Source organism: Methylobacterium sp. GC_Met_3, from assembly GCF_026540775.1.
In the GTDB taxonomy this organism is placed as follows: Bacteria; Pseudomonadota; Alphaproteobacteria; order Rhizobiales; family Beijerinckiaceae; genus Methylobacterium.
In genome coordinates this window covers 15483-29151 of sequence record NZ_JALNUL010000006.1, presented here as the reverse complement: position 1 = coordinate 29151, position 13669 = coordinate 15483, and the positions used below count along the sequence as shown (strand labels likewise).

Genomic DNA, 13669 nt, shown 5'->3' with positions numbered 1-13669 from the left:
GTTGCCTAGAAGAGCCCGATGAAGATCGGACGCGTCGTCCCCGCCAGCGGGCTGTTCAGGCCCGCGCTGATGTCCCTGAGCCTGTGTGTCGTGCTCCTCCCGGCGGTGCCGGCGAAGGCCGATGTGGTGGTCGGCGTGGCGGTCCCACGCTCGGGGCCCTACGTGGCAGTGGGCGAGCAGGTCCTGCGCGGGGTCGAGGCAGCGGCGCGGGACGCCAACGCCATGGGCGGCCTCGACGGCCAGCCCGTGACCCTCGACGTGCAGGATGATGCCTGCGACTCGAACACCGCAACCGCAGTGGCCAACCATTTCGTGCGCGGAAACGTCCGCCTCGTCGTCGGGCATGTCTGCTCCAACGCCTCGATCGCGGCGTCCGACATCTACGCACAGAACGGCGTAGTGATGATCACCGCGGCCTCCGTGGCGGCGCGGCTCACCGACCGGGGGTTGCCGACCATCTTCCGCGTCTGCGGGCGCGACGACGATCAGGCGCGTCTCTCGGCCGCCGTGCTGGCCGAGCGGTTCCGCGACCGGAAGATCGCGCTGATCCAGGATCAGACCCCGGCCTCCCGAGCGCTCGCCGCGGCCACCAAGGACAACCTCAACCGGATCGGCGTCAACGAGGCGCTGTCGCTCTCGTTCTCACCGAGCGACGCCGACGATACCGCGCTGGCCGACCGCCTCAAGGCCGCGGGGATCGACGTGGTCTATTACGGCGGCGACGCCACCGAGATGGGGCGCCTCGTGAAGATCGCCGCCGACCGGGGTTTTCGGCCGCAATGGTTCGGCACCTCGGCCATCGCCTCGCCGGACTTCGCCAAGATCGCCGGGCCGGCGAGCAACGGCGTCCTGATGACCTTCTACCTCGATCCGAGCCGGCAGCCGGCCGCGGCCAGCGTGGTGAAGACCTTCAAAGCCGAGGGCGTCGATCCCACCGGATCGACCATCTACGGTTACGCGGCCATGCAGGCGCTGGTGGCGGCCGCCAACTTCGCCCATTCGGTCGAGCCGAAGCCGATCGCGCAAGCGCTGCACACGGAACGGTTCGACCTCGTGCTCGGCACGGTCGGGTTCGACTCCAAGGGCGACGTCACCGCGCAGGGCTATGTGCTGTACGTGTGGAAGGACGGGAGCTTTACGCCAGCGGGCAAGTAAGGCGTCCTTCGCCTCGCGCGCACGGATCACGTCAAGGTTTCGAAAGGTCGAGATCCAGCCCTTTAACGGTGTCGAGGGATCTCACGGGGGCACCGCCCTTTTCCCGGGCGCAAGCAGCGTCAGCGGAAGGCGACCCGGGATCCGGCACAAGAGTTCGCGAAGCGTCGATCTGAATCAACCTGTGCCGCTGGCGCGGCGCTCATTGTGCCGGATCCCGGATCACCGTCCACTGCGTTCCAGGCGTCCGGGAAAGGGCGCGCTCTACGAGGACGCGTCGGGAACCGGATCGCAAGCGCACGCGAACCCAACCTCTTGAAATGGCTGGGTCGAGCAGCTCCTAGAGGATCGACGCCCGGGCGGTCGGGCGCCCCGCCTCGCAGGGGGAAGGGCGAGGCCGCCGGTGTCGAAGCCTGCGGCGTAGCGGGCATTCGCGCTCAGCACCGCGTCATGGACGTCACGGCCGCTGTCAGTCGGGTCGGACACGGGCCGTCCTCCGGGAGCACACGGCCAGGGTCACCAGGGAGGCGGCGAGGTCCGGGCAGGCGAGCGCCCCGCCATCGATCATCGGGAAAGGTGGCATCCCGGCATCGGATGCGGATGGCTCGGGAAGCGGCGCGGCCAAGCAGGCGGCGAGACGCCGGAGAAGGCTCCGCATCGTCAGGCCGCCCGGGCGAGGCCGCCGGCGGCCGCCAGCGCTTGGTCGAGATCGGCCAGGATATCGTCGAGATGCTCGAGGCCGACGGAGAGGCGGACATAGCCGTCGGAGACGCCCGTGGCGTGCAGCGCCTCCGGGCCGAGCTGGGAATGGGTGGTGCTCGCCGGGTGGATCGCGAGGCTGCGCGCGTCGCCGATATTGGCCACGTGGTAGACCAGCTGCAGGGCATCGATGAACCGCCGCCCCGCCGCGCGGCCCGCCGCCAACTCGAACCCGACCAGACCGCCATAACCGCCGGTCAGGACCCGGTCGGCCCGATCGCGGGCCTGGCCGCTCTGGAGGGCGGGGTGGATCACCCGCACGACCTCGGGCCGGCCCTGCAGCCATTCCGCCACGCCTTGGGCGTTGCGGCTATGGCGCTCGATGCGCAGCGGTAAGGTTTCCAGGCCCTGGAGCGTCAGGAAGGCGTTGAGCGGCGAGACGGCCGGCCCGAGGTCGCGCAGGAGCGGCACGCGGGCACGCAGCACGTAGGCGATCGGCCCGATCGGCTGGGCGGCCTCCGTCCAGATCGCGCCGTGGTAGCTCGCATCGGGCGTGTTCAGGGCGGGCTGGCGCTCGGGATGGGCAGCCCAGTCGAACGTGCCGCCGTCGATGATCGCTCCGCCGATGGCGATGCCGTGGCCGGCGATGTACTTGGTCGTCGAGTAGACCACCACGGCGGCGCCGTGATCGAACGGACGGGCGATCAGCGGTGCCGCGGTGTTGTCGACGATCAGCGGGATGCCGAGCGGCCGGCCGATCTCCGCCACCTCGCGGATCGGGAAGACCGCGAGCTTCGGGTTCGGCAGCGTCTCGGCATAGTAGGCCCGCGTCCGGTCGTCGGTCGCCCGGGCGAAGGCCGCCGGATCGGACGGATCGACGAAGCGGACCTCAATGCCCTGCTCGGCCAGGGTGTTGGCGAACAGGTTCCAGGTGCCGCCGTAGAGGTCGGTCGAGGAGACGATGTTGTCGCCGGCGCGTGCGAGGTTCTGCACGGAGAGCGCCGAGGCCGCCTGACCCGAGGCCACGGCGAGCGCGGCCGCACCGCCTTCGAGGGCCGCGAGGCGCTGCTCCAGCACGTCCACCGTCGGGTTGGTGACGCGCGTGTAGATGTTGCCGAGCTCCCTGAGTGCGAACAGGCTCTCGGCGTGGTCGGTGTCGCGGAACTGGTACGAGGTGGTCTGGTGGATCGGCACCGCCACGGAGCCGCTCGTCGGGTCGGCCCGCCAGCCGGCATGGAGCGCGAGCGTTTCAGGTCTCGCGTGGGACAGATCCTGGCTCGGCATGATGAACGTCTCCCTGCGGGGCGCCCTCGGAGGCGCCGCCGGTGCAGGGGATTTTTCGGCGGGGTCGAACGACAATCAATGAAACCGGAATTCGTATTTTCCGCCGCCGGTGGGCGGGTCATCCCTGCGCGAGGCGCCCGCGAGAAGATGCCGGTTCCCGATCCGGTCCGACGGTGCGAATCGGTCTGCTCACGCCTCCGCCGCGTCCACCTCCGCGCCGCGCCCCAGCCCGCGTAGCAATTCGGCGAGGTGCGGCCGTACCCGCAACTGCAGGGCGTGGAGCTGCCGGACCGCCTCGCTGAGCCGTCCCTCCCGGCCGAGTTGCGCGTCCGCGAAACCGATCATCCGCGCGTTGGGCCAGGCCGGCTCGCGCAGGGCGTGCAGCCGCGCCACCAGGGCGTCGGCCGGTGTCCCGGGCTCGGCCTGCGCGAACAGCATCAGCAGCGCCGCGGTAGAGCGCGACAGGCCGTAATGGCAATGCACCAGCAGATGCGCCGCCCCGTCGAGCTGCCGCCCGAACGCGAGGATCGCCGCGACATCCTCGGGCTCGGGGGGCACGAGCCCGTCGCCGGGGCCGAGGCAGTCGTGGAAATGCAGTGTCGTGCGGGTGTGGGCGTCGTAGGCCCCGAAGGCCTCGGGCTCCGGCGTGCCGGGGTCGAGGAGCGACAGGACGTGGCTGACGCCGCGCGTCCCATGGCCGGCCAACTCCTCCAGGCCGCAGACTGTATGCAGGGTGACGGAGGGCATGGTTTCCATCCCGGCCGCCTAGCACGGTCGATCGCCCGATTCGAGCCGCGACGGAACTGCCGCCGCCGCCCACGGCTTTCGAGAACCGGCGCGGACATGCTAGCTGCGGCCGGCAATTCCGCGCCGGACGGACATCACACGCTCGGACGAGATCCCGTTGGACGACACGCTTATCGCGCACCCCTCGAAGGCCGGAACGCGGCGCACCCTCCTGGCTGCCGGGCTGGGCGCGGCCGTCGCCGGGCCGGTCACCGCTCCGGCGCTCGCCGAAGGCGCGCCGGAATTGCGCTGGCGCCTGTCCTCGGCCTACGCCAAGACCCTCGACATCCTGTTCGGCGCCTCCGAGACGCTCAGCCGGATCGTCGCCGAGGCGACGGACGGCCGCTTCCAGATCCGGGTCCAGGGCCCCGGCGAGCCGGTTCCCGCCGACGGCCTCTTGGATGCCGTCGCGGCCGGCACCGTCGAGATGGGCCACGGGCCGGCGACGCTGGGCATGGCCAAGGACCCGACCTTCGCGCTGGCGACCGCCGTGCCGTTCGGGCTCAACGCCCGGGGGGCCTCCGCCTGGTGGCTGGCGGGGGGCGCGGCCGAACTCTTCGCCGAGGTGTTCGCGAAGGCCGGTCTCGTCTGCGTGCCGGGGGGCAACACCGGCGCGCAGATGGGCGGCTGGTTCCGGCGCGAGATCAAGAGCCTCGCCGATCTCCAGGGGCTCAAGTTCCGGATCGACGGCATGGGCGGGCAGGTGCTCGCCAAGTTCGGCGTCCAGCCGCAGACGATCCCGGGTTCCGAAATCTACGCGGCCCTGGAGGCGAAGAAGATCGACGCCGCCGAGTGGATCGGCCCCTACGACGACGAGCGCCTCGGCCTGCAGAAGGTCGCGCCGGTCTATCATTATCCCGGCTTCTGGGAGGGCGGCGCGATGCTGCACTTCTGGTTCAACGCCGAGGCGTGGAAGGCGCTGCCGAAATCCTATCAGGCGATCCTGCGGGCCGCCGCAGCCCAGGTCGGCACCGAGGTCCAGGCCAAGTACGACGCGCGCAACCCCCAGGCCCTGCGCCGGCTGGTCGCCGGCGGCGCGCTACTACGGCCGTTCCCGCAGGATGTGATGGAAGCCGCCCTCAAGAACGCCAACGACGTCTATGGCGAGCTCGCCGCCAAGAACGCGGATTTCCGACGGGTCTACGAGGCGATGCGCACCTTCCGGAACGAGGAGTATCTCTGGTTCCAGGTCGCGGAGTACACCTACGACAACTTCATGATCCGGGCCCGCGCGCGGGGGTAGAAGCTGTTACGGGCCGTGTTCATGAATCGCCGGGGATTCCGAAGGGATCATCCCTTTGGCGGGGTTTCGGACCAGCGCCCCGGGAATCTCGCAAAGCTGGCGTTGTGTACCCGCGAAAGGTCGCGGACCGAGCCCTTTCAAGGTCTTCGGACTGGCTGCAAGGATCACAATCCTTAGCTCTAACGTTTTGAAATCAACGCCTTTTCCCCTCACCCTTGTGGGGAGGGCCCAGGGGTGGGGCGGTTCAGGATCGAGCGTTCCGGTGCCTTCTGCACTACCCCCACCTCCAACTCCTCCCCACAAGGGGGAGGAGAGGGCGCCTAGTCAGTGTCAAAGTGATTCCCCCAAACACCTCGAAAAGGCTGGTCCCGGATCGTTCGAAACCCTGATCGGATGATCGCTGCTAATGCAGCTTCACCCGCGGCTCAGTGCGGCGGGTGAGGGCGCGCGCCAGGGTGTCGAGGACCGTCTTGGCGGTGCCGTGGAGCGCCTGCTCGTGCATCTTGTAGAGCGAGCGGTACATCATTCGGGCGAACAGTCCGGCGATCAGCATGTTCTTGCCGCGCACGAACCCCATCAGGCTGCCGACGGTCGAGTACTCGCCGAGCGACACCAGCGAGCCGAAGTCCTTGTATTTAAAGGGCTTCAGCGGCTTGCCGTCGATCTTGGCCCGGATCTGGCCGACAAGGTGGCTCGCCTGTTGGTGGGCCGCCTGCGCGCGCGGCGGCACCGGCGTGTCGGAGCCCGCCTCGACCAGATAGGCACAGTCGCCCATCGCAAAGATGTCGGGGTCCCGCGTCGTCTGCAGGGTCGGGGCCACCACGAGCTGATTGGTGCGTGTCGTCTCCAGGCCGCCGATGCCCTGAAGGAACGGCGGCGCCTTCACGCCCGCCGCCCAGACCACCAGCTCCGAGGGGATGAAGGTGCCGTCGGCCAGCTGCACACCATCCGCGCGCACCTCGGTCACGCGCGCCTTCACGCGGACATCGACGCCGATCTTGTTGAGGAGCTGCATCACCTCGACCGAGAGGCGTTGTGGAACGGCCGGCAGGATCCGGTCGGCCGCCTCCACCAGGGTGATGCGGATGTCCTTGCCGGGGTCGATCTTGTCGAGGCCCGTGGCGACCACGTGGCGCAGGGTCCGGTGCAGCTCGGCGGCGAGCTCGGTGCCGGTCGCGCCCGCGCCGATCACCGTCACGTGGAGCTGCCCGGGCCGGACGGGGCCGGCCTGGGTGTGGGCCCGCAGGGACGCGTTGACGAGGCGCTGGTGGAAGCGCACCGCCTGGTCCTGGGTGTCGAGCGCGATGGCGTGCTCGGCGACGCCCGGCGTGCCGAAATCGTTGATGGTGGAGCCCACCGCCATCACCAGCGTGTCGTAGGGAACCGTGCGCTCGGGCGTGACCTCGCGGCCCTCGGCGTCGTGGCTCGCCGCGAGCTGGATCGTGCGGGCTTCCCGGTCGAGCCCGGTCATGCGCCCGATCCGGTAGCGGAAGCCGTGCATGTGGGCGTGGTGCAGGTAATCGACCGCGTGGTGGCCGACGTCGAGGCTGCCGGCCGCGACCTCGTGGAGCAGCGGCTTCCAGATATGCGTGCGGGCGCGGTCCACCAGCGTGATGTGGGCGCGCTTGCCCCGCCCGAGCTTGTCGCCGAGCTTCGTCACCAGCTGGAGGCCGGCGGCGCCGCCGCCCACCACCACGACGCGATGCAAACCTGACTCGTTCTCGACGGATGCCATCGACACTCTTTCCGCTCCCGTACCGGGATTAAGACGCCGGCCTGCTTACACGTGCCAAGTGTCCGATTGCCACATCTGCCCGCCAAGATCACGCGCAACGAAGCCACGCGTGACGAAGCCACGCGCGCCGGCGATGCGCGTTTCGGGTCACGCCTGCGGAGCGCCGGGCTGACGCAGGGGATGGGCCTCGGCCACCGCCGGCACGGCGAGGCATGCCGCAGCGATCCGCCCGACCGTCGGATAGGCCGCCGTGTCCACGCCGAAGATGCCGGTCCCGACCCAGAGGCTCACGAGACAGAGATCGGCGTGGCTCACCGCGTCGCCCTGGCAGAACCGGCCGGTCCCGGGCTCGTTGGCGAGGCGTGTCTCCAGGGTCCGCAGGCCGGTCTCGAAGGCGTTGCGCAGGAAGTCGAGCATCCGCTCCCGCGGCAGGTCGTAATGCTCCATCAGGAAGGTGCGGACCCGCGGCACGTAGAGGGGGTGCGTGTCGCAGGCGACGACCTGCGCCAGCGAGCGCGCCCGCGCCCGCGCCCGGGGCTCTTCAGGCAGCAGGCGCACGCCGCCTTGCGTCTCCTCCAGATAATCGAGGATCGCGAGGGACTGGGTAAGCGGCGGCCCGTCCCCGTCGAACAAGGCCGGCACCGCGCCCTGCGGGTTGATCGCCCGGAATTCCGGCTTGTGCTGGTCGCCCGCATCGAGGTCGATGAAGGTCTCCTCGTAGGCGATGCCCTTGAGCTTGAGGGCGATCCGCACCCGGAAGGCGGCGGCCGAGCGCCAGTTGCCGTACATGTGCATCGGGTCAGGATCTCCGGAGGATCGGCAGAGCACAACCGAGTTTGCGTTCCGCCGCAAGGGGGCGCGTGCGACCGCCTGGGGGCGACAAGCCGAAGCGGCGGTCCCATATCGGTCGCCTGTCCCGGAGACCCGATCCATGGCCGACCAGCCCGCCCCGCGCGCCTTCATCCCCTTGTCGATCGCGGTGTTGACCGTATCGGACACCCGCCGCCCGGAGGACGACCGCTCCGGCGACACGCTGGTCGAGCGCCTGACGGAGGCGGGCCACCGCCTCGCGGCCCGGTCCATCGTGCCGGACGAGGTCCCGGCGATCCGGGCCCAGGTTGAGGCATGGCTGCGCGATCCGGGGATCGACGTGGTGCTGACCACGGGCGGCACGGGCTTCACCGGGCGCGACGTGACCCCGGAGGCGCTGGAGCCGCTGTTCGAGAAGCGCATGGACGGCTTTTCCGCCGTCTTCCACCGCATCTCCTACGACAAGATCGGCACCTCGACCCTGCAATCGCGGGCCACCGCCGGGGTCGCGCGGGCGACCTACGTGTTCGTGCTGCCGGGCTCCCCCGGTGCCTGCCGGGACGCCTGGGACGGGATCCTGGCACAGCAGCTCGACTACCGCCACCGCCCCTGCAACTTCGTGGAGATCATGCCGCGGCTCGATGAGCATCTGCGGCGGGGGGCCAGCATCACGGTGTGAGAAGGCGCAACACCTTCCTTCCCCCGCGGAGGGGGGAAGGGGGACTCGCTATCCCTTCTGCGATCTATTCGGCCGGGAATCCCATCCACCAACGGCGTTACGCCGCGTTCCCCTCCTTGCGGCGCAGGACCGAATGCTTGCGCCCATAGAAGAAGTAGACGACGAGCCCGATCGCCATCCAGATCACCAACCGGAGCCACGTGTCGAGCGGCAGGCCGGCCATGAGCAGCAGGCAGAACAGGATGCCGAGGATCGGCACCATCGGCACGGCCGGGGCCCGAAACGGGCGCTCCATGTGCCGGTTGGTCCGCCGTAGGTAGATCACCGAGCCGCACACCAGGATGAAGGCGGCGAGTGTCCCGATGCTCACCATTTCGCCCAGGATGTTGATCGGAACCAAAGCCGCCACCACGGCGACCGCAGCGCCGATCAGCGCCTGGCTGCGATAGGGCGTCTGGTAGGTCGGGTGGACGTGGGCGAACATTTTCGGCAGCAGGCCGTCCTGCGCCATGGTGAAGAAGATCCGGCTCTGGCCGTAGAGCAGCACGAGGATCACGGTGGTCAGGCCGGTCAGCGCCCCGAGCTTGATCAGGATGGCGAACCAGCCGATGCCGATCACGTCGACGCCCTTCGCGATCGGGTCGGGGACGTTCAGATCCTTGTAGGGAACCAACCCGGTGAGCACGGCCGCCACCAGGACGTACAGGATGGTGCAGACGGCGAGCGAGCCCAGGATGCCGATCGGCATGTCCTTCTGGGGCTTGCGCGCCTCTTGGGCGGCGGTCGAGACGGCGTCGAAGCCGATGAAGGCGAAGAACACCACGCCCGCGCCGCGCAGGATGCCGCTGTAGCCGTAATGCCCGAAGGTGCCGTCGTTCTCCGGGATCAGCGGCGTCCAGTGCGCCGTGTCGACATGGCCCCAGCCCAGCGCGATGAAGGCCACCACGACGGTCAGCTTCACCGCGACCATGACGTTGTTGAAGCGTGCGGATTCCTTGGTGCCGCGCATCAGGAGAAGTGTGATCAGCGCCACGATCAGCACGGCCGGCAGGTTGAACAGGGCGGTGCCGCCGCCGTCGATCGGCGTGCCCGGCGCGTGGGCGAATTGCGCCGGGATCACGATCCCGACATCCTTCAGGATGCTCGTGACGTAGCCCGACCAGCCCACCGCCACGGTGGCCGCCCCCATGGCGTATTCCAGGATGAGGTCCCAGCCGATCAGCCACGCGAAGAACTCGCCCAGCGTCGCGTAGGTGTAGGTGTAGCTCGACCCCGCCACCGGGATCAGCGCCGCCATCTCGGAGTAGCACAGGCCGACGAACGCGCAGGCGATGCCGCCGAGCACGAAGGACAGCATGATCCCCGGCCCGGCATATTGTGCGGCGGCCGTGCCGGTCAGCACGAAGATGCCGGCGCCGATGATGGCGCCGATGCCCATCGCGGTGATCGACAGCGCGCCGAGCGACTTCGAGAGTTGCTGCTCGCCCTCGCCGCTCTCGATGATGTCGTCGACGGATTTCCGCCCCATCAGGCCCGACGCATCCATCGCAACATCCTCCCAGGGCGCAGCGGGCAGGCGGCCCCGCCCTCACCGGGGAGGCCGCAAATCCTTTGCCATTGACTGAGAATTGTAGAGGCGGATCAACCGACAACAACGTGGCGGTTCGCAATATCCTCCCGCTTATGCCCGATCGATACGGGCAATCAGCGGCCGAACCTTGAGGCGCGCGGTGAAGACCGGTCCGCTCCGCAGCGCCTCGCGCCGGACCACGTCGCCCGCCCTGGCCCGGCGGGCGCCCGTCAGGATCTCGGCCCGGCCGACCAAGCGCGCATGCCAGCCGGCGGCCGGACGGTGCAGGCGGCCGAGGCCGGTCTCCGGCCGGGCGGTGCCGACGAAGCGGTCGAGGGTACGGATCCAGCCTTCGGCGGGGACATCCCCGGCCTCGAGGCACAGGATCCAGTCCCGGCGCGCCAATGCGGCGCCCGCCGTGTAGGGGCTGTCGCCCGCGTGGACGACCAAGACCGCGCCGGTCGCCTCGGCGACGGCTGCTACCGCGTCGCTCGCGCGGCGCGCCACGATCACCGCATCGCCAATCAGCCCACCGGCGACGCCGGAGACGAGCACGCCGAGCGTGTCGGCCAAGCGATCGATCGCGTCCGGATGGGCCGGGTCGGCCAAGTAGGTCACCGCAGAGAGCATGAGCGCGCGCATAGACGATTTTGCGCTGCCGTAAACCATTCCTGCGCCGCAGGAAGGTGGGGGTGTTACCGAGAGACGCTCAGATGTGAGGGTTGCCCGAAAAACAGGCGTTCTTCGACCCGATGTTCGCTATATGTTTCACGTGAAACAGAGGGCGTCATCATGGCGGGCAACGTCTTGGGTTCGCGGGACGGGTCGCGATCAGCGGGTGCGCGGCGGCTCGCCGACAGCACGCCCCCCGAGGCCGGGCGGCGCGGGCGCGGGTCCACGTCCAACCCCACCGGCCGTTTCGAAGCGGCCCAGCGAGAGGTGTTTCACGACCCCGACTGGATGGCCGACGATCCCGCTCCCCTGCGTACGCAGGTGACGCCGGAACGATCCACCCGGATCATCGCCCGCAACACCTCGCCCGACATACCCTTTGATCGCTCGATTAATCCGTATCGTGGCTGCGAGCACGGCTGCATCTACTGCTATGCGCGGCCGACCCATGCCTTCCTGGGTCTGTCGCCGGGGCTCGATTTCGAATCGCGGATCTTCGCCAAGCCGGACGCCGCCCGGCTGCTCCTGCGCGAACTCGCGGCCCCGGGATACAGCCCGGACACGATCGCGCTGGGCACGGCCACCGATCCCTACCAGCCGGCCGAGCGGACCCACCGCATCACCCGGGCGGTGCTGGAGGTTCTGCGGGACGCGCGGCATCCGGTCGGCATCACCACGAAAGCCGACCTCATCCTGCGCGATCTCGACCTCCTGGCCGAGATGGCGGCCGACAACCTCGCCCTCGTGGCAATCTCGCTGCCGACCCTCGATCCGGCCCTCGCCCGGCGGCTCGATCCCCGGGCGCCCCGGCCCGAGAAGCGTCTCGCCGCGATGGCGCGCCTGAGCGAAGCGGGGGTGCCCGTGATGGTCAACGTCTCCCCGATCATCCCGGGGCTGACCGACCACGAGATCGAGTCCATCCTCGCCCGCGCCCGGGAGCACGGCGCGAGCCGGATCGGCCATGCCCTTCTGCGGCTTCCCGGCGAGGTCGCCGACCTGATGGCCGACTGGTTCGCCGAGCACTATCCGGAGCGGCAGGCCCGCGCCTTCGCCCTGCTGCGGCAGGCCCGGGGCGGCCGCGAGAACGATCCCCGGTTCGGCCATCGCTTCCGCGGGGAGGGGGCCTACGCGGCGATGATCGGCCAGCGCGTCCGGCTCGCAGGGACCCGGCTCGGCTACGGCTTCGGCCGGATGGCGCTGAACCGGGATGTCTTTCGCAAGCCGGGGGCACAGTTGGATCTGTTTTAAGCGCCGGTTCGAGTCGTTCGGAGACATCCCGGTTTCGAAAGGTCGGGACCTTTCGCGGGTCCAGGGCAGAGCCCTGGGACGGCTGTCAGGGCGCCGTATCGAACCCGCGGGTGAAGCTCAGCCGGTGGTGCGGGCTCCGGCCGAGGCTGGTCAGGCCAGCGCGGTGGATTGCGGTGCCGTAACCGACGTTGCGCTCCCAACCGTAGCCGGGGTGGCGCTGGGCGAGGCGCCGCATCAGCGTATCGCGAAATACCTTCGCGACGATCGAGGCGGCGGCGATCTGTGGCACCAGCTGGTCCCCGCCGACCACCGCCCGGCTGGGCAATCCGGGCAGCGCGTCCCGGCCGTCGACCAAGACGGGTGCCGCGATCCCCAGGCGGCCCACCGCCCGCGCCATGGCGTCGAGGGTCGCGGCGCGGATGTTGATGCGATCGATGAGCGCTCGGGAGCCAGCTGAAACGGCGACGCGGGCGTGCGCGCGGATCAAGGGCGCGAGCCGTTCCCGCTCGGGCTCGAGCAGGCGCTTGCTATCGTCCAGTGCGGCGAGCAAGTCGGGTGCGAGCGCCGCCGGATCGAACCAGACCGCCGCCACCACGACCGGGCCGCACAACGCCCCGCGCCCGACCTCGTCACAGCCGATCGCCACCGGATAGGCGGCGGCGCGGGACGGATCGAACGGACGCGCTATCGCCCTCTTCCGTGGGATCACGAGCGTCACGGTTTCAAAAGATCTCCGACCCAGCCCTTTTTACGGTGTTTGGGCTGCCTGCAACAGGCACGATCCGTAGCCCGACGTATTGAATGGGAACCGCTTTCACTTGCCCTTCTGGGATGAGACCAGGGAGGAGGATCAAGCGCACAGGTGCCTCCGGCAACACCCCAATCTCCCACTCCTCCCAACAAGCGCGAGCGATCCCGGGCAAGCCCGAGGTCGCCAGGGGAGGACAGTGCGTCCCGGTTCGTGCAGACGATCCGGCGCTTGAACGAATCACGCCAGGAAGGCCGGCTCGTCCCGCGCGAGCACCCGCTTGACGCTCTCCAGATGCAGCCGCGCGCTCTCGGCGCGTCCAGCGGCTTCCTGGGCCGCGACGCGCTGCACGATCGCTTCGGGCACGGTCTTCAGCGACCGCCCCGTGCTGAGGGCGAGCACCTGCGCCTGCGCGGCCCGTTCCAGATAGTAGAGGTCGTCCCAGGCCTCCGCGATGGTCTCGCCGAGCACCATCACGCCGTGGTTCTTCAGGAAGACCACATCGGCCTCCCCGGCGCTGGCGGCGATCCGCTGGCCTTCCTGGGAATCCAGCGCCAACCCGTTGTAATCCTCGTCCACCGCGATGCGGCCGTAGAAGCGCAGGGCTGTCTGGCCGGCCCAGGCCAAAGGCTGCCCCTCCAGCATGGCGAGCGCGGTGGCGTAGGGCATGTGGGTGTGGAAGGCGGCGCGGGCGCGGGGCTTGAGCCGGTGCAACTCTGCATGGATGTGGAAGGCCGTAGCCTCCGGCTGACCGTCACCCTCCACGACGTTGCCGTGGAAGTCGCAGAGCAGCAGGCTCGACGCGGTCACCTCCGCGAAGGCGAGGCCGTAGGGATTGACCAGGAACAGGTCGGGCCGCTCCGGCAGGACGGCCGAGAAATGGTTGCAGATGCCTTCTTCAAGCCCGCTGCGCGCGGCCCAGCGCAGGCAGGCGGCGAGGTCGATCCGGGCTTTCCGGACGCTGTCCGCGTTGAGCGGCTCGTTGCTGCGCGCGGGCGGTGTGCCCGAGGCGGTGACCGCGTGAGCCATACGTGGGGGCCTTT

12 protein-coding genes are annotated in these 13669 nt (G+C 69.5%); 4 read left to right on the top strand and 8 right to left on the bottom strand.

Annotation, left to right across the window (positions count from 1 at the left end; all coding sequences use genetic code 11):
• The first annotated feature begins 18 nt into the window (after positions 1 to 18).
• Positions 19 to 1155, top strand: coding sequence for a branched-chain amino acid ABC transporter substrate-binding protein (locus OXS27_RS10470; RefSeq protein WP_243921827.1), 1137 nt, complete (start codon positions 19 to 21; stop codon positions 1153 to 1155).
• A gap of 657 nt (positions 1156 to 1812) precedes the next feature.
• On the opposite strand, the gene OXS27_RS10465 is transcribed toward OXS27_RS10470, so the two are convergent.
• Positions 1813 to 3135, bottom strand: a complete 1323-nt coding sequence (locus OXS27_RS10465; RefSeq protein ID WP_267356048.1) for a PLP-dependent transferase — start codon at positions 3133 to 3135, stop codon at positions 1813 to 1815.
• A gap of 189 nt (positions 3136 to 3324) precedes the next feature.
• Positions 3325 to 3891 (bottom strand): protein-tyrosine-phosphatase, encoded by a 567-nt coding sequence (locus tag OXS27_RS10460; protein ID WP_267356046.1) that lies wholly within the window; start codon positions 3889 to 3891, stop codon positions 3325 to 3327.
• A 142-nt stretch (positions 3892 to 4033) separates the two neighbouring features.
• Between OXS27_RS10460 and dctP the strand changes: the two genes are divergently transcribed.
• Entirely contained in the window at positions 4034 to 5164 is a 1131-nt protein-coding gene (gene dctP / locus OXS27_RS10455; RefSeq protein WP_267356332.1) for a TRAP transporter substrate-binding protein DctP, read from the top strand.
• 403 nt (positions 5165 to 5567) lie between these two features.
• Here the strand turns inward: dctP and OXS27_RS10450 are convergent, their stop codons facing one another.
• Both OXS27_RS10450 and maiA read right to left on the bottom strand, forming a co-directional pair.
• Positions 5568 to 6899: an NAD(P)/FAD-dependent oxidoreductase gene (locus OXS27_RS10450; RefSeq protein ID WP_243921833.1), complete on the bottom strand. Its 1332-nt coding sequence runs from the start codon at positions 6897 to 6899 to the stop codon at positions 5568 to 5570.
• A gap of 147 nt (positions 6900 to 7046) precedes the next feature.
• On the bottom strand, positions 7047 to 7694 hold the full coding sequence (maiA, locus tag OXS27_RS10445; protein WP_243921835.1) for a maleylacetoacetate isomerase: 648 nt from the start codon (positions 7692 to 7694) through the stop codon (positions 7047 to 7049).
• Positions 7695 to 7830: 136 nt separating this feature from the next.
• Between maiA and moaB the strand changes: the two genes are divergently transcribed.
• The gene (gene moaB / locus OXS27_RS10440) at positions 7831 to 8388 is read left to right on the top strand and encodes a molybdenum cofactor biosynthesis protein B (RefSeq protein ID WP_267356043.1); all 558 of its coding nucleotides are present in this window, start codon (positions 7831 to 7833) and stop codon (positions 8386 to 8388) included.
• A 97-nt stretch (positions 8389 to 8485) separates the two neighbouring features.
• Here moaB and OXS27_RS10435 read toward each other — a convergent pair whose 3' ends face one another.
• Both OXS27_RS10435 and OXS27_RS10430 read right to left on the bottom strand, forming a co-directional pair.
• Positions 8486 to 9934, bottom strand: coding sequence for an amino acid permease (locus tag OXS27_RS10435; protein ID WP_243921839.1), 1449 nt, complete (start codon positions 9932 to 9934; stop codon positions 8486 to 8488).
• A gap of 135 nt (positions 9935 to 10069) precedes the next feature.
• Entirely contained in the window at positions 10070 to 10600 is a 531-nt protein-coding gene (locus OXS27_RS10430; RefSeq protein WP_267356041.1) for a hypothetical protein, read from the bottom strand.
• Positions 10601 to 10750: 150 nt separating this feature from the next.
• On the opposite strand from OXS27_RS10430, the gene OXS27_RS10425 reads away from it, so the two are divergent.
• A complete protein-coding gene (locus OXS27_RS10425; protein ID WP_267356040.1) occupies positions 10751 to 11878 on the top strand; it encodes a PA0069 family radical SAM protein in 1128 nt (375 codons plus the stop codon).
• 85 nt (positions 11879 to 11963) lie between these two features.
• On the opposite strand, the gene OXS27_RS10420 is transcribed toward OXS27_RS10425, so the two are convergent.
• Both OXS27_RS10420 and OXS27_RS10415 read right to left on the bottom strand, forming a co-directional pair.
• Entirely contained in the window at positions 11964 to 12587 is a 624-nt protein-coding gene (locus tag OXS27_RS10420; RefSeq protein WP_267356331.1) for a ribonuclease HII, read from the bottom strand.
• 279 nt (positions 12588 to 12866) lie between these two features.
• On the bottom strand, positions 12867 to 13655 hold the full coding sequence (locus tag OXS27_RS10415) for an aldolase (RefSeq protein ID WP_267356038.1): 789 nt from the start codon (positions 13653 to 13655) through the stop codon (positions 12867 to 12869).
• Between the last annotated feature and the right edge of the window lie 14 nt (positions 13656 to 13669).

Excerpts from the sequence above, each read along its gene's own strand:
- OXS27_RS10435 (WP_243921839.1), bottom strand. The coding sequence starts at position 9,934 with ATGGATGCGTCGGGCCTGATGGGGCGGAAATCCGTCGACGACATCATC.
- moaB (WP_267356043.1), top strand. The coding sequence starts at position 7,831 with ATGGCCGACCAGCCCGCCCCGCGCGCCTTCATCCCCTTGTCGATCGCG.
- OXS27_RS10465 (WP_267356048.1), bottom strand. The coding sequence starts at position 3,135 with ATGCCGAGCCAGGATCTGTCCCACGCGAGACCTGAAACGCTCGCGCTC.
- maiA (WP_243921835.1), bottom strand. The coding sequence starts at position 7,694 with ATGCACATGTACGGCAACTGGCGCTCGGCCGCCGCCTTCCGGGTGCGG.
- OXS27_RS10425 (WP_267356040.1), top strand. The coding sequence starts at position 10,751 with ATGGCGGGCAACGTCTTGGGTTCGCGGGACGGGTCGCGATCAGCGGGT.
- OXS27_RS10430 (WP_267356041.1), bottom strand. The coding sequence starts at position 10,600 with ATGCGCGCGCTCATGCTCTCTGCGGTGACCTACTTGGCCGACCCGGCC.
- OXS27_RS10470 (WP_243921827.1), top strand. The coding sequence starts at position 19 with ATGAAGATCGGACGCGTCGTCCCCGCCAGCGGGCTGTTCAGGCCCGCG.
- OXS27_RS10450 (WP_243921833.1), bottom strand. The coding sequence starts at position 6,899 with ATGGCATCCGTCGAGAACGAGTCAGGTTTGCATCGCGTCGTGGTGGTG.
- OXS27_RS10460 (WP_267356046.1), bottom strand. The coding sequence starts at position 3,891 with ATGGAAACCATGCCCTCCGTCACCCTGCATACAGTCTGCGGCCTGGAG.
- OXS27_RS10415 (WP_267356038.1), bottom strand. The coding sequence starts at position 13,655 with ATGGCTCACGCGGTCACCGCCTCGGGCACACCGCCCGCGCGCAGCAAC.